Below are 18,282 nucleotides of genomic sequence, written 5' to 3'. Positions count from 1 at the left end.
CAAGGCTCAAGGCTCAAGGCTCAAGGCTCAAGGCTCAAGGCTCAAGGCTCAAGGCTCAAGGCTCAAGGCTCAAGGCTTCGGCGATGGTGTGACAAGGACGGTGCGCCGCTTCGGAAACCGAGGTGCAGGTTCGCCGCTCATACTCTCCCGTACCCAATCCAACGTCCTCTCACGGCCCTGAAGCGCAACTCAAACGCGCAAAAAGAAGATGGGGTCCGGGGAATTCCTTCCCCGGCCTTCTTCCGCCCTCGACAGCAAGAACCGGCCCCAAGGCGTCGCGCCTCTCCTCACGCCGATGGAGGCGCTGTCCCCGTCAGCAGCCCGACCAGGGACGCCTGGCGGCGCAGGCCGGTTTTGGCCAGGACGGCGGCGAGCTGCTTGCGGATGGTCTCGACCGAGACGCCCTGGTTGAGGGCTGTGGCTTCCGGTGTGTTGCCGCTGGCGATGCTGCGGGCGACGCGGGCCTCGGCCGGGGTCAGGTCGAACAGGCCCTGGATGACGTCCGGCTGGGCCACGCCGCCATGGGTGACGGGGGTAATGACCGCCAGGGCCAGCGTGTCGCTGAAGATGTCCCGTGCCTGGCCGCGCACCGGCACCAGGTGCAGCACCATGGGGGACTGCCCCTCCCGCCCCGGGATGGGGATGGAGCGGGTGGAGGTGCCTTGGGCGGCCCGCAGGCTTTCCAGCGCGGTGGCCAGCAGCGGGTCGGCTTCCCTGTTGGTCAGTTGCAGGCGGTCCTGGCGGTCCTGCACCACCTGCGGCGTCATGGCGCCCAGCAGGTTGTTCATGGCCAGGGTGCGGCCGCTGCGGCCCAGCATGGCGGCGGGCAGGCCCATCAGCTCCAGCGCGGCCACGGCGGCGCGGGCCTGTTCCATCTTCAGGCGGCTGGCCACCAGGGCGGCGCGGGCCAGATGGGGGCGCAGGCCGTCCAACTGCTCCAGGACCTCCGCCGAGACCGGGCCGTCCCGCTCCAGCCGTTCGATGGAGAGGACCAGGACGTCGCCGGAGGGCGGGCGGATCAACGTGCCGGCGCACCAGCCCAGGCCGTTGGGGGCCAGAAAGCGCTGGTGCAGGGTGGATTGCAGCCGTTCCTCCGGCGCGAACAAGTGCTGGTCACCGACGAAGCCAGCATGGTCCAGCGCCAGGGCGCGCACGTGGCGGTCGTTTTCCCGCAGCTCGCCCCTCTCGACCATGCCGCGTATCAGGTCATACAGGCCCGGGGTGGCGAGCCAGCGCATCGGGCCGTTGCTGGAGGTGAACAGCGTCGTGCCCAGGCCGCCGCCGATGCGGTTGAGCGAGACCAGCACCTCGTCCCATTGCTCGGGGATCAGGGCGGCTTCGTAAATCCGGTCGATCAGCGATTCCATGGCCGAGGTTCCGGAGCAGTTTGAACGTTATGCTGCCGGTAACAGGGGCCCCGGGTCCAGCGCCGTGGTGAGCCAATTCACCCCAAGGTGGAGATGCGGGCCGGTCACTCGCCCGGTGGCGCCGGTTGCGCCGATGCGCTGGCGCTGCCGCACGCTCTGCCCCTCCGCCACGTTGATGGCGGACAGATGGGCGTAGAGGGTGGTCACACCGTGCCCGTGATCCAAGATGATGGTGTTGCCGGTGAAGTACAGATCCGCCGCCAGCAGCACCCGGCCGCTGCCCATGGCGAGCGCCGGGGTGCCGGTCGGGGCGGCGATGTCCAGCCCCAGATGCGGTGCGCGCGGCTCGCCGTTCAGGATGCGCTGGCTGCCATAGACGCCGCTGATGCGGCCGGGGGCGGGGCGGATGAACGGCTCGGTGAAATAGGGCAGGTCGCTGTCCACCGCGCGGGTGGCGGCGATGCGCTTGCGTTCGGCGTTGATGCGCTCCAGCTGCCGCGCGTTGGGGGAGACCATGGCGGCGGGCAGGCCGTTGAGGCGTTGCACGTCCCATTCCCGCTGGGCGATCGCCAGATCCCGCTGCTCGGTGCCGCGGCCGGGGGTGGTGACGGCCAGGCGGGCGACCGGCGCGGCGTCGCGGCTGAAGCCGAGGACGAAGCGGCCATCGGGCGAGACCTGCACCGGCTTGCCATCCAGCGTGATGCGGCTGCCGGGCGTGGCCTGGCCGAGCGCCAGCCCGCCCTGCGCCAGCCCCTCGGGGCCGATGCGGAGCGGTTGCGCAGCGCTGGCGGTGGGCTGCGTTCCCGGCGCGCCGTCCGGCCCCCGGGCGCAGGAGGGGGCGGCGGCCAGCAGGGCCGGCAGGGCGAGAAAATGGCGGCGGATGATCACAGCAGCGATCCCTGTTCCGGTTTGGTCGGGCGTTTGCGGGGCGGCGGCGCGGCGGGCGCGGGCGGGGCGCCAGCACCATCGGCGGTGGCGGCGAAGCTGCCGTCCCGCATCGTCACGGCCAGCCGGGCGCCGGGGGCGACATCGGCGGCGCAGGGGATGGCGTGGCCGTCCTCGGTGCGGATCAGGGCGAAGCCGCGCGCCAGTACGCCCTGGTAGGAAGCGCCCTCCAGCCGCGCGCCCAGGCTGGACAGGTGCAGCCGGGCTTCCCGCAGGCGGCCGGCCATGCCGGCGGCGGGGTCGGCGATGCGGGCCAATCGGGCGTGGCTCTGGTCGGTCAGGCGTTGCAGGGCGGCGCGGGCGCGGGTGTCGGATTGCGCGACGGCGTGGCGGTGCGCGGCCAGGGTCTCGCGCGGGTGGGGCAGGCGGGGGGCGATGGCGTCCAGCGCGCCGCGCTTGCGGTGCAGCAGCGCGGTCGGGGCCAGGGTTAACCGCTCGGCCCGGTCGTCCAGCCGCTGGCGGGCGGCGCCGACGATGCCGGGCAGGTCCGGCATCCGCGCCTCGGTGCGGGAGAGGTGCAGTCGCGCCTGGTTCAGCATCGCCTGCCCGCAGCCGAGCAGCCGGGCGGAGGTCTGCTGCAGCCCGGCCAGCAGTTCCGCCCGCGCCGGCACCGCCAGCTCGGCGGCGGCGGTCGGCGTCGGCGCGCGGCGGTCGGAGGCGAAGTCGATCAGCGTGGTGTCCGTTTCATGCCCCACCGCCGAGATCAACGGGATGGGGCAGTTGGCGGCGGCGCGGACGACGATCTCCTCGTTGAAGGCCATCAGATCCTCCAGGCTGCCACCGCCCCGCGCGACGATGATGACATCCGGCCGCGGGATGCCGGCGGGGAGGCGGGAGAAGCCCTCGATGGCGGCGGCGATCTGCTCGGCCGCGCCCTGGCCCTGCACCGGCACCGGCCAGAGCAGGATATGGCTGGGGAAGCGCCGGGCGATGGTGGTGCGGATGTCCTGGATCACCGCGCCCTTCTCGCTGCTGACCACGCCGATGACGCGCGGCAGGCGGGGCAGGGGCTTCTTGCGCGCCTCGTCGAACAGGCCTTCGGCGCCCAGCTTCTTGCGCAGGGCGTCGATGCGGGCCAGCAAGGCGCCTTCGCCGGCATATTCCAACCGGTCGATGATGAGCTGGTAGTCGGAGCGTTCGCCGTAGGCGGAGACCTTGCCGGTGGCGATGACCTCCACCCCATTCTCCGGCTTCAGGGTCAGGCGCGGAACGGCGAAGCGCCAGATGATGGCGCGGATTTTCGCGCCTTCATCCTTCAGCGCCAGATAGATGTGGCCGGAGGGGTAAGCTTTTAGCTCGGTGATCTCGCCGCGCACCCGCACGCGGCCGAACTCGCCTTCCAGGGTGCGCTTGATGGCGCCGCTGATCTCCGAGACGGTGAATTCGGGGGCGTTGGTGCGGGGCGCTTCGTCGGTCGTATCCATCGCTGCCCAGTATGCGGCGGCGGGCGCCGTGTGGCGAGGGCTGGGGCGGCACGGGGCCAGATGGTGGTACGGCTTTGGAATCGAACGATATTCGGGGTTGAGGTGGGAAGGGAAGGTCAGGGGAAAGAATTCCCCTGAAACCCCATCTTTTTTCTTCGAGTTTGGTGTGGGGCTTCAGGACTGGTGGTGAAGCCATAAGGAATATGAATAGCCATGAGGGCTGAATCGTCAGTCGCTAGAGGTCCTGGACCTCCGGAGCGACCACGGCGGGGTTCAAAAAGGCCAACGCCTCCACAACCACCCCCTGAGGACTCCCAGAAAGAAAAGAAGGGGTCCGGGGAATTCCTTCCCCGGCCTTCCTCTCCCATGCCGAATACCCACCGGCGCAAGGCCAGAGAACCATCAGCGGCAAGGGCAAGGGTGACGGACGGCGCGTGCCATGCTAGCGCCACGCCGTTTGCAAGCGGGGGTCGTGATGAAGGTTTTGCTGGTGGGCGGCGGTGGGCGTGAGCATGCGCTGGCCTGGGCGCTGGCGGCGTCCCCGCTGCTGACGAAGCTGTGGTGCGCGCCGGGCAATGCCGGCATTGCCGAGCTGGCCGAATGTGTGCCGATCGGCGCCGAGGACGTGGCCGCCCTGGTCGCCTTCGCGCGGGACAAGGCAGTGGACCTGGTGGTGGTGGGGCCGGAAGCCCCGCTGACCCTCGGACTGGCCGATGCCTGCGCAGAGGCCGGGTTGCGCTGCTTCGGCCCAAGCGCCGCCGCCGCCCGCCTGGAAGGCAGCAAGACCTTCACCCGCGAGGTGACCACCGCCGCCGGCGTGCCGGGCGCCGAGTGGGCGCAGTTCGACGATGCCGATGCCGCCCGCGCCTATCTGCGCCAGAAGGGCGCGCCCATCGTGGTGAAGGCCGACGGCCTGGCCGCCGGCAAGGGCGTGGTCGTGGCCGAGACGGTGGCCGAGGCGGAAGCCGCCATCGCCGACATCATGGAAAGCCGCGTGCATGGCGAGGCCGGCGCGACGATCCTGCTGGAGGAGTGTCTGGTCGGCCAGGAGGTCTCCTTCTTCGCGCTGTGCGACGGCACCACGGCACTGCCGATGGCGGCGGCGCAGGACCATAAGCGCGTCGGCGATGGCGATACCGGGCCGAATACCGGCGGCATGGGTGCCTATTCTCCGCCGCCTGCCTTCACCGACGCCATCGAGGCCGAGGTGATGAGCCGCATCGTCCGCCCCAGCCTGGAAGAGATGGCGAAGCGGGGCACGCCGTTCCGCGGCGTGCTGTTCGTCGGGCTGATGCTGACGGCGACGGGGCCGCGGCTGATCGAATTCAATGTCCGCTTCGGCGACCCGGAATGCCAGGTGCTGATGCTGCGTCTGCAATCCGACCTGCTGGCCGCCCTGGTGGCCGCATGCGACGGAGAGCTGGACCGCTTCTCGCTTCGCTGGTCGGACGAGGCGGCGATGGTGGTGGTGATGGCGGCGCAGGGCTACCCGGGCGCCTATGCCAAGCTCACCGAGATCGAGGGACTGGAGGATGCGGCCCGCGTCCCCGGCGCCCAGGTGTTCCATGCCGGCACCGCGCGGCGGGAGGATGGCGCGCTGGTCTCCACCGGCGGGCGGGTGCTGGGCGTTGCGGGTTCCGGCGCCACGTTGCGGCAGGCGCATGACGCCGCCTATGCGGCGGTGGACGCCATCCGTTGGCCGCAGGGCTTCTGCCGGCGGGATATCGGCTGGCGGGCGCTGTAGCCGAACCATCTGACGATCCCGGGAGGGGGCTGGTTCCGCGTCGCGGCAGGTACATATTGGCTGAGGCCGTGCATGCCGGGGTGCGGCAGCCACTCTGCCAAGGGATCATCAGCATGCGGAACCAGCCTGGACATCGCCCTGCCGCCCGCCGACAGGGGGGCGCGGAACCGCAGGGGCCGGCTTTGCCGCGTGGGCTGCTGGCATTCTCCCTGCTGGCCGGGGGGCTGTTCCTGGGCGCGCCCGCCTTCGCCCAGCCGCGCGGCCAGGCCCCGGCGCAGCCGGCCGCCTGCGGCAGCAACCTCGAGATCACCCGCTCCACCCAGTTGGAGCCGAATTGCCGCTACACCGGCACCACGGTCATCACCGGTTCCAACCTGGTACTCGATTGCCGGGGCGCGACGCTGGATGGCGAGTACAAGGTGCCGCGGACGCTGGTGGTGGGCGGCCAGCGCGGCGTCTCCCAGGTGCAGATCCGCAACTGCAACGTCACCGGGGCGCGCGGCAACGGAGTGTATATCGGCTCCACCGTCACATCGGTTCGCATCGTCCAGCCGGGCGGAGGGCGGCCGGATAGCAACCTGCTGCCGCAGCATGTCACCCTGCAGAACGTGACGTCGCGGCGGAACTCCGGCGGCGGCGTATATATCGATGGCTATGTCGACGACACCACGGTGCTCGACTCGCTCGTCGAGGAAAACGGTAGCATCGGCATCTACCTGGACCACGATTCCCGCCGCAGCCGCATCGCCAACACCCGCGTGCTGCGGAACGGCTTCGGCAATGAAGGCGACGTGCCCTTCGCGCGGGAACGGACGCGCGAGGGCATCGCCATCGATTCCTCGGCGGACAACGTGATCGAGGGCAACACCATCGTTGGCAACAAGGCCGGCGGCATCTTCCTGTACCGCAATTGCGGGGAACGCCCGAACGACCCGGACGCCTTCCTGCGCGTGCAGCCCACCACCAACAACACCATCCGCAACAACACCATCGATGGCGGCAGCCTGGTCGGCATCGCCGTCGCATCCCGGCAGGAATCGCGGCTGCGGCCGGAAGCCTGCATGCTGCGGCTGGACCCGGCTCGTGGCGTGTTCGCCGATGCGGCGCCGGGCAACCGCGTCATCGGCAACACTATCCGCAACGTGCCCGTCGGAATCAGGGTCTCTGACGACAGCAACGTGGTGGAGGACAACCGCATCGCCGCGGCTTCCGACTGCATCCGCCTGGGGTCCGACCAACGCAACCGCCTGCAGCACCCGGTGCGGGACCTGACAGTGAAAGGCAACACCTGCCAGAGCGGCGGTGTGACCGTGCTGCCGGGTACGGCGACGGTGCAGGGCAATGGGCCGATGACCCGCTGATCGTTCGGGAGGGATAGGAAGGCCGGGGAAGGAATTCCCCGGATCCCTTCTTTTTTCTGCGAGTTTGGCGTTGGACTCTTAAGGTGACAGTTTGGGTCTGACGGATGGTTCGCTGACGTCTGTTCGTGCCGTTCACGCTGGCAGCACTGCCAAATAACCTACATTGGCGCTGCATCACCTCGGACGGATGAATATTTCCGCATCAGCCGCAGCCAGCAGAATGTCAGCGCAGCCGAGAGCCAGCGCTCTTGAATATATTTGAAATGGGCACCTGGGCTGAACCCGAAGTCACCTGAGGACATGATCCTCCTGCGCGAACCGGTCGTGTCTCAAACCAGACCAACCTTGCCGCAGCCACACCCAAAAAATCGGAAAAAGAAAGAAGGGGGCCGGGGAATTCATTCCCCGGCCTTCCTTCAAGCCTCAGAACAGCTGAAGCTGCGTCGCCACTCCCGGCATATGCGGCACGCTGAACAGATCGCAGCGCAGGCCGGACTGCGAGGTGTGGCCTTGCTGGGTGCGTTCCAGCCCCAGCCGCCGGGCCGCGACGTGGAAGCGGTGGCGCAGCATCTCGGCATAGGGGCCGGTGCCGGTCTGGCGCTGGCCGAAGCGGCTGTTATAGGCCGCGCCTTCGCGCGTTTGCCGGACCAGGGACATCACGCGCTCCGCCCGGTCCGGCATGTGTTCGCGCAGCCAGGCTTCGAACAGGTCGGCGATTTCCAGAGGCAGGCGCAGCAGCACGAAGCCGGCGCGGTCGACGCCGCAGGCAGCGGCGCGTTCCAGTATACGTTCAAGCTCCATGTCGTTCACGGCGGGAATCATGGGCGCGGCGAGCACGGCGGTGGGGATGCCGGCGGCGGCCAGTTTGGTCAGGGCATCCAGCCGGCGGGCGGGGGTGGCGGCGCGGGGCTCCAGGATACGTGCTAGCGCCGGGTCCAGCGTGGTGACGGAGAGGCAGACGCGTGCGAGCCCGCGCTGCGCCATGCGGGCAAGGATATCCATGTCCCGCAGCACGCCGGCGGATTTCGTGACGATGGTGACGGGGTGATTGAACCGCTCCAGCACTTCCAGGATGCCGCGCATCAGCTTCAGCGTCCGCTCCACCGGCTGGTAGGGGTCGGTGTTGGTGCCGATGGCGATGGGGGCGGGGCTGTAGCCGGGCTTGCGGAGCTCCTTCTCCAGCAGCTCGGCGATCTGCGGCTTGAAGAGCAGCTTGGTTTCGAAATCCAGCCCGGGAGAGAAGCCCAGATAGGCGTGGGTGGGGCGGGCGAAGCAGTAGATGCAGCCGTGCTCGCAACCCCGGTAGGGGTTGATGGAGCGGTCGAAGCCGATATCAGGGGACTTGTTCCAGGCCAGCGCGCTGCGGCTGCTGTCCTTGATCAGGGTGGTGGCCAGGGCGGGCAGTTCGGCGGCGTCTTCGCCCAGCGTGTCCCAGCCGTCGTCGAAGGCGGCGGTGGAGTGACGGTCGAATCGCACGGCGGGGTTGGTGGTGGCGCCCCGGCCTTTCCGGACCCCGTTGAGCAGGGTGGAGGCGTCGTGGATGCTTCCGTCAGGCATGCCGCGTTCCCCTTTCGTTCAAGGCGATCTTTGCGACGACCCCTGCCAAGAGTCAAGAACATCAATAGAACGAATGGTTAATGAATGTGAGGCCATAGGGAGAACATCGGGAAGGGCAGGCTACACCACCTGACCGACGCAGCCAGGCCGTGACCTTGCCGATACCGAACGCCCTGCCGCCCAGGCCTGGAGAGCCCGGACCCCGCCCGACCCTGAAACTTGTAAAATGAAGATGGGGCCCTGGGGGAATTCCTTCCCCCAGCCTTCTTCCCGTCCGCTCAGCGCAGCGGCGGCGCGTACATCAGCCCGCCCTGATCCCACAGGCGGTTATTGCCCCGTGGCAGGCCCATCGGCGCCACGTTGCGCTGCCAGACCTCACCGTAATTGCCGACGGCGGCGATGGCGCGGGCGGCCCAGGCCTTGTCCAGCCCCATGCTGGGGCCGACTTCGCCTTCCGCGCCCAGCAGGCGGCGGATATCCGGGTTGGTGGCGCTGCCGGCCTGTTCCCGCACGTTCGCGGCGGTGATGTCCATCTGCTCGGCTGCCAGCAGGGCCAGCTGGGTCCAGCGGACGATATCCAGCCAGCCATCGTCGCCCTTGCGGATGAAGGGGCCGAGCGGCTCCATCGAGATGAACTCGGGCAGCAGGGTGAAGTCCTCCGGCCGCTGCTGGCGGGCACGGAAGCCGGAGAGGCCGGTGAGGTCGCGGGTAAAGACGTCGCAACGGCCACTGAGGAAGGTGGACTGGATCTGGTTGGGGTCGTCGATCACCACCGGGCGGAAAGTCACATTATTCTTGCGGGCCCAGTCCTGCATGATCAGCTCGGTCGTAGAGCCCGGCGGCACGCAGACGGAGGCGCCATCCAGCTCCTTCAGCGTCTTCACGCCCAGGCGCGAATGCACCAGAAAGCCCTGGCCGCTGTAGTAGTTGGCACCGGCGAAGACCAGGCCGAGGGCGCTTTCCCGCGTCGTCGTCCAGGTGGTGCTGCCGAACAGCACGTCGATCTCGCCGCTCTGCAGGGACGGGAAGCGCGTCAGGCCGGTGACGGCGCGGATGGTGACCTTGCTGGCATCGCCCAGGGTGGCGGCGGCCAGCGCGCGGCAGGAATCGACGTCCAGCCCACGCCACTGCCCCTGGCTGTCCGGCAGCGAGAAGGGCGGGTTGTCGTTCTGCACGCCGCAAATGACGCTGCCGCGCTCGCGGATGGCGTTCAGGGTGCGGGAAGCGGCTGGCGGGTCGGCCGCGAAGGCCGCCTCGGTCGCCAACAGGCCGGCGCAGAAGGCGCCCAGGGCCAACAGGCTGCGTCGCGCTCGTCCAGTCATGCGGCTCATTCGGCACCTCCATCCTGAAAAGGGGGGACGTGCAGAGTAGAGCGGATTGGGGGTTGGTGAAGTGCAAGGGAAGGCCGGGGGAAAGAATTCCCCCGGACCCCCTACTTCTTTTTATTCAGTTTAAGATTGGGGCTTCGAGACCAAAGGGCAGCGCCAGATGGCGAAGCCTGTATGGATCTGAAGGCGACGCGGGCTGCACCGTCAGTCGCAGGAAGTCATGGACCTCCGGCGCGCCCACGCACGGATTCAAGAAGGCCGACGCCCTAACAGCCACAACCGAAAGACTCGCAGAAAAAAGAAGGGGTTTCAGGGGAATTCATTCCCCTGACCTTACCTGGCTTTGCCTCTTCCGCCCTCAGCCCCGCAGATGCTCCAGCAGGCGCGGCATCAGTTCCACCAGGTTGCAGGGCTTGTGCCGCACATCCAGCTGGAAGCGCAGGATGTCGTCCCACGCATCGCGCACCGCGCCGGAGGAGCCGGGCAGGGCGAACAGGTAGGTGCCGCCGGCCACGCCGCCGAGGGCGCGGGACTGCATCGTGCTGGTGCCGATCTTCTGGTAGCTGAGCATGCGGAACAGCTCGCCGAAGCCGGTGATCTCCTTGTCCAGCACCCGGGCGAAGGCTTCCGGCGTGACGTCCCGGCCGGTGATGCCGGTGCCGCCGGTGGTGATGCCGACATCGATCTCGGGGTCCGCGATCCAGCGGCGCAGCACGGCCTCGATGGCGTCTGCGTCGTCGCGGACGATGCGGCGGGAATGCACCACATGCCCGGCCTCGGCCACGCGGTCGGCCAGCAGCTGGCCGGATTTGTCGGTGGTCAGGTCACGGGTGTCGGAGACGGTGAGGATGGCGATGTTGACCGGCAGGAAGGTCAGGCTCTCATCGATCGGCATGGCGTGCCCCTGTTACTGATCCCGCTCCACCCGGTTACGGCCGGCGCGCTTGGCCGCATAGAGGGCGGCATCGGCGGCGGAAATCAAGGCCTCCGGTCCCTCATGCGGCAAGCTGCCGGCGATGCCGGCGCTGTAGGTGACGCTGAAGGGGCCGTGGGCGCCATCGAAGGGCGTGGCGCCGAAGCGCTCGCGGATCTTGTCCAGCCGCGCGGCGGCCTGCTCGGGGCTGGTGCTGGGTAGAAGGGCGGCGAATTCCTCGCCGCCATAGCGGCCGATGACGTCGGTGCGCCGCAGGTGCTTGCGCAGGCTGCGCGCCAGGCCGCGGATCACCCGATCCCCCACCAGGTGTCCATGGGTGTCGTTGACGCCCTTGAAGTGGTCCAGGTCGATGATGGCCAGGCTGAGTTCCTGGCCTTCCCGCCGGGCGCGCTCCAGCTCTAGCGCCAGCCGTTCCTTGAAGCGGGCGTGGTTGAGCAGGCCGGTGAGGCTGTCGCTTTCCATGACGGCGCGGAGGGAGCGGGCACGCTCCGCCCGCAGCCGCACCAGCGTCACCAGCCGGTCGAGATCCACGGGCTTGGGGATGAAGTCGTCGCCGCCCAGCTTGCGGGCCAGCAATTGCCGCGCCGTGTCCTGCTCGGCGGAGAGAAAGACGATGGGCAGGGAGAGGTGGCGCCGTGTCTGGCGGATGACGCGGGCGAGCTCGATGCCATCGACCTCCGGCATCTGCACGTCCATCAGGATCAGGTCGGGCGTGGCGGCGGCCAGGGCCTCGATGGCGCGGGAGGGGTCGCTCACCACCGTCACCAGCATGCCGGCGCGGCGCAGGGTCAGGGCATAGGCCTCGGCCAGCAGCGGGTCGTCGTCCACCACCAGGATGGAGTAGCGCGCCTGGGCGTTGCGGCTGGCGAAGTGGTCCAGCCAGTCGGCCAGCTCGTTCACCTCGACCGGCTTGGCCACCACGGCGGTGACGCCGGCGCGGGCGGCGGCCAGCCGGGCCTCGAAGCCGCCTTCCTGCGCCAGCAGGATGACCGGGCACAGGGTGGAAAGCTGCCCGCACAGCGCCGCCGCATCCGGCAGCGCATCGTCCACCACCGCGGCGGCCATGCGGCCGGCGGGCTGGCTGTCCAGGCTGGCGAAATCCGCCACCTGTTCCAGCGCGTAGCCGAGATTGGTGATGATGGCGGCCAGCGTCGCCTGCTCGCCGGGGGCGGAGAACAGGAAGATCGCTTCGGCGCCGCCCGGATGCGCGGCCGCCCCGGCCTCGCCCTCCATGCCGCTGGAGGAGACAGGGCCGGCAGCCCAGGCGGCGCGGACGGTCTCCACCAGATGCGCGGTCTGGCCCAAGCGGTCGGTCGAATCGCCCACATGCTCGCTGAGGCCGAGCAGCATCACCTCCAGCGGCGCGGCGGCGAGGGAAATGGCGGGAAAGCCGAAGGTGCCACCGGCGCCGGCCAGCCGGTGGGCGCTGGCCGCCAGGTCCCGCGCCGCCTGGCGGGCGGCCTCGTCCCACGCGGCGCGGTCGGCCAGCGCCGCCCAGCCTTCCGCCACTTCATCCACGCGCTCGCCCAGGCGCTGCACACCCTCGGCGCGCAGGCGGCGCAGGGCGTCGCGGATTTCCTGCTCGGGCGAATCGGCCATCTCAGCGATCCCCTTGGCGGCCCCAGATCTCGCGCACGGTGGCGGAGAGCGTCATCGGGTCGAACGGCTTGGAGATGACGTCGAGGCTGCCGAGGTCGCGGTAGCGCTGCACTTCCTGCGGCTGCACCTTGGCGGTCATGAACATCGCCGGCACCGGCGCGATCTCCGGCAGTTCCCGCAGGCGGGCCAGGGTGGTGGGGCCGTCCATGCCGGGCATCATCACATCCAGCAGCAGCAATTGTGGCGCGAATTCCACCGCCTTCTCCAACGCTTCCTCACCGGAGGAGCAGGCCTCCACGGTGAACTTGCCGACCATCTTCAGCGCGAAGGTGGCAAGCTTCCGCACGTCGGCATCATCCTCGACATAGAGGATGCGGGTCAGGGGCTGGTCGGTCATGGCTGGGCCTCCGGGCCGCCGCCGGGTGGCAGCTGCTCGATCAGGTGGCGGATGGTCTCGTGCAGTTCCCGGTTCTCCGTACGGCTCTTCACCAGGGAGGCGGCGACATGGCGCGCCGTGCCGGCATCGTAGTCGCTGGCGGAGAAGATCAGCACCGGAGGTGGCTTGGGCAGGTGGCGCAGCTCGCCCAGCAGGTCCAGCCCGCTGCCGTCCGGCAGGCCGACATCGACGATGACCAGGGCGAAATTGGCATCCGCCGCCAGCGTGGCGCGGGCCTCGGCCAGGGTGCGGGCGGGGATGATCTGCGCCTCGTCCCCCATCACGGCCGAGACGACGCGGACGATGTCGTGGTCGTCCTCCACGTGCAGGATGCGGGCCGGGCGGTCGCTGGTGCGCAGCGCCTGGCGCAGCGCCTCCCGCAGCCTGAGCTGGTCGATCGGCTTGTCCAGCCAGTCGACGACGCCGACGGCATCGCCGTTCAGCTGCACCTTGCCCTGGTCGGCAATGGCGGAGACGACGATGACCGGCAGCGCCTTTCCATCCGGCCGCTGGCGCAGGCGGCGGAAGACGGAGAGCCCGTCCTCGTCCGGCAGCATCAGGTCCAGCGTCATCGCGTCGAAGCTGGCGCGGTCCAGGCTCTCGAAGGCCTCGGCGGCGTTGCGGGCCACCTCGCTGTCCCAGCCATGCTGGCCCAGCATCCGGCTCAGCAGCAGCGCGACATCGGCATCGTCCTCGACGATCAGGGCGCGGCGGCGGCCCTTGCCGGTGGCGGCGGGCAGCGGCGACTGCATCGGCAGCCGTTCCGCCAGCCGGGGCAGGGTGAACCAGAACAGGGTGCCGCCGCCCTCCGCATCGTCAAAGCCGACGACGCCGCCATGGTGCTCGACGATCGCCTTGCTGATCGACAGGCCAAGGCCGGTGCCGCCCTTCTGCCGCACGTCGGACGAATCCGCCTGGGCGAAGCGCTGGAAGATGCGGTCGCGGAACTCGGCGGGGATACCCTTGCCGTGGTCGCGCACGTGGAAGGTGATGTTGCCGGCATCGATGGCCAGGCTGACTTCCACCACGCCGTCGCGCGGAGAGAACTTGGCGGCGTTGGAGAGCAGGTTGGCCAGCACCTGCTGGATGCGCCCGGCATCGGCATAGACCGCCGCGTCCGCATCCGGGCCCACCGGCGGCGTCAGGGTGAAGCCGACGCCGAACTGGGCGCCGTAGGCCCGGTTGGCCTCGACCGCCTGTTCCAGAATGCGGCGGGCCGGCAGCCGCTCCCGCCGGAATTCCAGGCGGCCGCTCTCGATCTTCTCCATGTCGAGGATGTCGTTGACCAGCAGCACCAGCCGCTCGCTGTTGTTGTAGGCGATGTCCAGCAGCTCCCGCACCTCGGGCGACACCTCGCCGGCCACGCCGCCGGCGATCAGGCCGAGCGAGGCACGGATGGAGGTCAGCGGCGTGCGCAGCTCGTGGCTGACGGTGGAGACGAACTCGCTCTTCAGCTGTTCCAGCCGGCGGCGCTCCGTCACGTCCCGCAGCACGCAGACCGAGGCGTTGCGGCCCTGTTCCACATACTGGCCGATCGAGATTTCGGCGGGGAAGGAGGAACCGTCCGGCCGCATGCCCAGCACCTCGCCCGAGCGGGCGCCGAAGGCGGGCACCAGGGCCTGCACCGGCTGGCCGATCATCGCCTCCACCGTCATGCGGAACTGCTCGGCCGCCGCCTGGTTGACGACGGAGATGGTGTTGTCGCCCTCCACCACCAGGATCGGGTCACGGGCGTGGTCCAGGATGGATTGCAGCCTTCCCTGGCTTTCCTCCAGCGCGGCGTTGGCGGCCTGGGCCTGGCGCTCGGATGCCGCCAGTGTGGCGTAGCGCTCCGCATTGCCGTGCAGGTGGCGGTACAGCGCCCACAGGCCAAGCCCGCCGATCAGCAGCGCGACAACCAGCATGCCGCCGAACAGCCAGGCGACGTTGCCGTTGGTCTCCTGCGCTGCGGCGGCCCGCAGCGCCAGCAGCCGGCGTTCCTCCGCGGTCATCTCGGTGCTCAGGCGGAACAGGGCGCGGCGGTCCCGCGTCGCTTCGCGGATCAGCGGCATCAGCTCCTGCGCCTCGCCCCGCTCCTGGGCCGCCAGGGTTGCGCGCAGGCGCTGCCCCAGCTGCGTAAAGCCTTGCGTGAACGTCGCCAGGCGGACGCGCTGATCCGGGCTCTGCATCATCTCGTCCAGCTGGTCGAGGTTCCGCTTGCCGCGCTCCAGCGCCATCTCCATGGCGTCGCTCGTCTGCGCGCCGCCGGTGGAGAGGACCAGGTTTCGCTCCGTCACCGCCTCGATCAGGCTGGTCTCGGTCTCCAGCAGGTTCTCGATCATGGCATGCGTGCGGTCGACCAGCGCGCGCTGCTCCACTCCGTCCTGGATCACCCACCAGGCGGTGGCGCCGCCGGCCCCCAGCAGGACCAGCAGCGAAAGCGCGCCACCCAGGATGGCCAGGCGTATTCTGGCGTTGCGTCGAGCCATGTCGGAGAGATCCCGCGTCGCGAACCGCCGGGGGCTGGAACAGCAGCCGGCGTCGTCTCAGATGGCGACTTTGCATGGAGTGTAAGCAGGCGCAACAACGACCTGAGCGGGGCAATCCGCGTAGAAAATGACGCGTTGTATCACTTATGAGGATGGCCCCGCTGGGCGTGGTGGTGTCCTGGGAGCAAGAATAAGCCCGGGGATAGAATTCCCCGGACCCGTTCTTTTCTTGAGTCTTACGGGTGTGGCGACTGAGGGCGCGGTCATGGGAGACGGCGGACTACGCCGGAGGTCTAGGACTTCCGGCGACTGACGGTTCGGCCCGCGTGGCCCACGATGAGAACCATCAAGCGGCGTCCGCTCTCAGTCCTGAGGCGCAACGCCAAGCTCGAAGAAGGAAAAGAAGGGGACCGGGGAATTCCTTCCCCGGCCTTCTCCTACAGGCGCCTCAGCGGGACACGGCCCGGCGCAGCCCCGGACGGTCCTGCTGGCCGTTCACCGCGAAGGCGCTGCCTTGCGGATGGAAGCGGGGGAAATCCCCGCTGGCCAGCGCGTCCAGGCTGGGCGCGGGCAGGCCGAGGCGGCTGGCGTAGATCCAGGAATAAGCCAGGACGCGCTGCACATAGGCCCGCGTCTCGTTCACCGGGATCGATTCGATGAACAGGAAGGGGTCGTTGCGGTGCGCGGCGACGGGCGCCCAGCGGGCCAGGTTGCCCGGGCCGTTATTATAGGCGGCCAGCACGCGGATCAGGTCCCCATCCACCACGTCCCGCTCCACCAGGTGGTGCAGGTAGCGCTGCGCCACTTCCAGCGAGAAGGACGGGTCGTTGAGGCGGGAGACGCCGCGGCCGCGCAGGCTGGGATCGCTGAGGATATAGGCCGCCGTGGCTGGCATGATCTGCATCATGCCGCGTGCGCCAGCGGAGGAGACGGCCCGCGCGTCGAAGCGGGATTCCTGCAGCGCCAGGGCGTAGAGCAGGGCCGGGTCGACGCTGAAGCCGCCGGTGGGCTCCAGCCGGGGCAGGGGGAAGCGGTCGTAGTCGCGCGGGCGGCCGTCCCGCGTCTGGGCGAGGGAGGCGACCTGGGAGACCAGTTCCGTCATCCCCGCCTGCCTAGCCACGGACAGCATGGCGCTGGAGAGGCTGGGGTTGTTCTGCGCGATCGGCCATAGGCGGCGAAGTTCCGCCTCCGCCCGGTCGCGTTGGCCGATCTGCAGCAGCGCCAGGGCGCGCCAGCCGGCGGCGGTCTCGGCCAGGGCGATGCCCTCGGCCTCGCCAGCCACGTCCCGCTCCCAGGCGAAGCCGGGAGCGAGGCCCAGCACGCGCCGGGCGATCAGGCCATAGAAGGTACGTGGCTCCTGCGCCGCCTGGAGCATCCAGGGAACGTAGAGCTGCGGGCGGCGGGTGCGCACGGCGGCGCGCGCCGTCCAGAAGGCGGCGGCGGCACGCAGGGCGGGCGGGCCGATCTCGGCACGCGCGGCGGCCTCGAACTGCGCCAGCGCCTGGTCCGGGCGGCCCATGCCCCAGGCGGCCAGGCCGGCCACGAAGGCGGGATGGGCAATATTGGGGTTCTGACGTGCCACCTCGGCGGCGAGGCGGTAGGCTTCCTCGTCCCGCGCCTTGTGGAACAGCGTCAGGGCCACCTCGCCCTGCAGCAGCGCGGCGTAGGTGCCGCTGGCACCGCGGGCGATGGCGGAGAGCGCGCCGTCCACGTCGCCGTCGCTGACGCGGGAGCGGACCAGGCGGTCCAGCCGCGAATCGCGCTGCACGGTGCGGGCGGCGGGGTCGCGCTCCTCCGGTACCGTATCGGCATCGGCGGTGAGCGAGTCGTCCGTCGGGGCCGGCGGCTGCGGCGCGTTCTGCGGCAGGCGGCGGCGCAGCATGGCGAACACCGCGGTGGCGTCCGGGTGGTCGGAATACTCCGCCAACCAGGTGTGCAACTCGGCGACCGAGGGTTCGGCGGCGCCGGGGCGCAGCCAACGATCGGCCAGGACATGTCCCATCAGCCTGCGGTCATCCAGCCGCTCGGCCTCTCTGGTCGCTGTTGCACTATCTCCCCTCGCCTGGAGCTCAAAGATGCGGCCGAGACGGGCTGCATCAGACGGCGCGAGAACCTGCGGCAGACCCGGAACCCCGTTGCGGAGGGCGGGCCGTGGCACGTTCATGGCCTGTTCGGCGAGGGCGGTCTCTCCGGCCCCTTGCGCCAAAGCCGGGGCCTGAACCCCGACAGTGGTCGTCGCCACCACGCCCATGCCGAGAACGGCGATGAGGCGGTGACGCAGGGCCATGGGGCAGATCGCTTGCATGGCGGGGGCAGCGATACGGGCCTGCGGCGCCCCTGGCAATTCCGATGACCGGGACGAATCCCGTTTAGCGAGACGGGCGGCTGCAAAAACAGGTGTTTGGCGCCCGAAGTTGCTTCACGATTTTGTTATAAATCGGAGGCTGGAGCGTCGTTTTCCGCGTCAAGAGTGCGCCGCAGCAACACCAGATCGGCCCAAGCGTCGCGCTTGGCGGACGGAGTCCGCAGCAGGTAGGCCGGGTGCCAGGTGGGCAGCACGGGCAGCGAGCCTGAATCCGTCTCCAGGCTGTGCCAGCGGCCACGCAGGCGAGTGATGCCGTCCTTCGCCCGCAGCACGGCCTTGGCCGAGACGCCGCCGAGCAGCACCAGCCGCTTCGGCCGCACCAGGGCGATGTGGCGCAGCACGAACGGCATGAACAGCGTGACCTCGGCATCCGTCGGGTTGCGGTTGCCGGGGGGGCGCCAGGGCAGGATGTTGCTGATGTAGAAGGCGCGGTCCGGTGCCTCGGCCGTGCGGTCCAGGCCAATGCTGGCCAGCATGCGGTCCAGCAACTGGCCGGACTGGCCGACGAAGGGCTTGCCTTGCCGGTCCTCGTCCGCGCCCGGTGCCTCGCCGATGAACATGACCGGCGCGCGCGGATTGCCATCGGCGAAGACCAGGTTGGTGGCGGTCTCCCGCAGCGGGGTGTCCACCTGACGCAGCGCCTCGCGCAGCGCTTCCAGGCTATGGGCCCCGGCGGCGAGGCTGGCGGCGGCGGGCACGGCCGGCATGGGCAGCACGGTGGCGCCGCGCCGGGGCCGGGCGGCGGCGGGGGGCG

The 18,282-nt window shown here is 69.6% G+C and carries 13 protein-coding genes; 2 read left to right on the top strand and 11 right to left on the bottom strand.

The window, feature by feature from the left end; translation table 11 throughout:
- Positions 1 to 287: 287 nt before the first annotated feature.
- Genes IBL26_RS08495 through xseA form a run of 3 tightly spaced genes read right to left on the bottom strand, consistent with a single transcriptional unit; the run spans position 288 to position 3,736 of the window.
- Positions 288 to 1,367: a helix-turn-helix transcriptional regulator gene (locus tag IBL26_RS08495; protein WP_187784048.1), complete on the bottom strand. Its 1,080-nt coding sequence runs from the start codon at positions 1,365 to 1,367 to the stop codon at positions 288 to 290.
- Positions 1,368 to 1,394: 27 nt separating this feature from the next.
- Complete coding sequence (locus IBL26_RS08490) at positions 1,395 to 2,255, bottom strand: M23 family metallopeptidase (RefSeq protein WP_187784047.1); 861 nt, start codon at positions 2,253 to 2,255, stop codon at positions 1,395 to 1,397.
- Entirely contained in the window at positions 2,252 to 3,736 is a 1,485-nt protein-coding gene (gene xseA / locus IBL26_RS08485; RefSeq protein WP_187784046.1) for an exodeoxyribonuclease VII large subunit, read from the bottom strand. The genes IBL26_RS08490 and xseA overlap by 4 nt, the downstream gene beginning before the upstream one ends.
- Positions 3,737 to 4,211: 475 nt before the next feature.
- Between xseA and purD the strand changes: the two genes are divergently transcribed.
- Both purD and IBL26_RS08475 read left to right on the top strand, forming a co-directional pair.
- The gene (gene purD / locus IBL26_RS08480) at positions 4,212 to 5,480 is read left to right on the top strand and encodes a phosphoribosylamine--glycine ligase (RefSeq protein WP_187784045.1); all 1,269 of its coding nucleotides are present in this window, start codon (positions 4,212 to 4,214) and stop codon (positions 5,478 to 5,480) included.
- Between the two features lie 182 nt (positions 5,481 to 5,662).
- Positions 5,663 to 6,841, top strand: coding sequence for a right-handed parallel beta-helix repeat-containing protein (locus IBL26_RS08475; protein WP_241749171.1), 1,179 nt, complete (start codon positions 5,663 to 5,665; stop codon positions 6,839 to 6,841).
- A 423-nt stretch (positions 6,842 to 7,264) separates the two neighbouring features.
- On the opposite strand, the gene IBL26_RS08470 is transcribed toward IBL26_RS08475, so the two are convergent.
- From IBL26_RS08470 to IBL26_RS08435, 8 genes are all read right to left on the bottom strand, one after another.
- On the bottom strand, positions 7,265 to 8,398 hold the full coding sequence (locus IBL26_RS08470) for a PA0069 family radical SAM protein (RefSeq protein ID WP_187784043.1): 1,134 nt from the start codon (positions 8,396 to 8,398) through the stop codon (positions 7,265 to 7,267).
- Between the two features lie 278 nt (positions 8,399 to 8,676).
- Positions 8,677 to 9,729: an amino acid ABC transporter substrate-binding protein gene (locus IBL26_RS08465; protein ID WP_241749169.1), complete on the bottom strand. Its 1,053-nt coding sequence runs from the start codon at positions 9,727 to 9,729 to the stop codon at positions 8,677 to 8,679.
- Between the two features lie 355 nt (positions 9,730 to 10,084).
- Positions 10,085 to 10,621 (bottom strand): molybdenum cofactor biosynthesis protein B, encoded by a 537-nt coding sequence (gene moaB, locus IBL26_RS08460; RefSeq protein ID WP_187784042.1) that lies wholly within the window; start codon positions 10,619 to 10,621, stop codon positions 10,085 to 10,087.
- A gap of 12 nt (positions 10,622 to 10,633) precedes the next feature.
- Entirely contained in the window at positions 10,634 to 12,259 is a 1,626-nt protein-coding gene (locus IBL26_RS08455; protein ID WP_187784041.1) for a diguanylate cyclase, read from the bottom strand.
- A gap of 1 nt (position 12,260) precedes the next feature.
- Complete coding sequence (locus tag IBL26_RS08450; RefSeq protein ID WP_187784040.1) at positions 12,261 to 12,656, bottom strand: response regulator; 396 nt, start codon at positions 12,654 to 12,656, stop codon at positions 12,261 to 12,263.
- Positions 12,653 to 15,163, bottom strand: coding sequence for an ATP-binding response regulator (locus IBL26_RS08445; protein ID WP_187784039.1), 2,511 nt, complete (start codon positions 15,161 to 15,163; stop codon positions 12,653 to 12,655). Before IBL26_RS08445 ends, IBL26_RS08450 begins: the two co-directional genes overlap by 4 nt.
- Before the next feature lie 448 nt (positions 15,164 to 15,611).
- A complete protein-coding gene (locus IBL26_RS08440) occupies positions 15,612 to 17,165 on the bottom strand; it encodes a lytic transglycosylase domain-containing protein (RefSeq protein ID WP_241749167.1) in 1,554 nt (517 codons plus the stop codon).
- Positions 17,166 to 17,593: 428 nt separating this feature from the next.
- Positions 17,594 to 18,282 (bottom strand): uracil-DNA glycosylase (locus tag IBL26_RS08435; RefSeq protein ID WP_187784037.1); only part of this gene is annotated, 689 nt, incomplete at its 5' end.

This window comes from Teichococcus aerophilus (assembly GCF_014490485.1).
Lineage (GTDB): Bacteria > Pseudomonadota > Alphaproteobacteria > Acetobacterales > Acetobacteraceae > Pseudoroseomonas > Pseudoroseomonas aerophila.
Note: the sequence above shows the minus strand (reverse complement) of the source record. Positions and strands in the feature narration are given on the sequence as shown.

Coding starts and splice junctions, on each gene's coding strand:
- IBL26_RS08495 (WP_187784048.1), bottom strand. CDS start 1,367: ATGGAATCGCTGATCGACCGGATTTACGAAGCCGCCCTGATCCCCGAG.
- xseA (WP_187784046.1), bottom strand. CDS start 3,736: ATGGATACGACCGACGAAGCGCCCCGCACCAACGCCCCCGAATTCACC.
- purD (WP_187784045.1), top strand. CDS start 4,212: ATGAAGGTTTTGCTGGTGGGCGGCGGTGGGCGTGAGCATGCGCTGGCC.
- IBL26_RS08470 (WP_187784043.1), bottom strand. CDS start 8,398: ATGCCTGACGGAAGCATCCACGACGCCTCCACCCTGCTCAACGGGGTC.
- IBL26_RS08465 (WP_241749169.1), bottom strand. CDS start 9,729: ATGAGCCGCATGACTGGACGAGCGCGACGCAGCCTGTTGGCCCTGGGC.
- moaB (WP_187784042.1), bottom strand. CDS start 10,621: ATGCCGATCGATGAGAGCCTGACCTTCCTGCCGGTCAACATCGCCATC.
- IBL26_RS08455 (WP_187784041.1), bottom strand. CDS start 12,259: ATGGCCGATTCGCCCGAGCAGGAAATCCGCGACGCCCTGCGCCGCCTG.
- IBL26_RS08450 (WP_187784040.1), bottom strand. CDS start 12,656: ATGACCGACCAGCCCCTGACCCGCATCCTCTATGTCGAGGATGATGCC.
- IBL26_RS08445 (WP_187784039.1), bottom strand. CDS start 15,163: ATGGCTCGACGCAACGCCAGAATACGCCTGGCCATCCTGGGTGGCGCG.
- IBL26_RS08440 (WP_241749167.1), bottom strand. CDS start 17,165: ATGGGACATGTCCTGGCCGATCGTTGGCTGCGCCCCGGCGCCGCCGAA.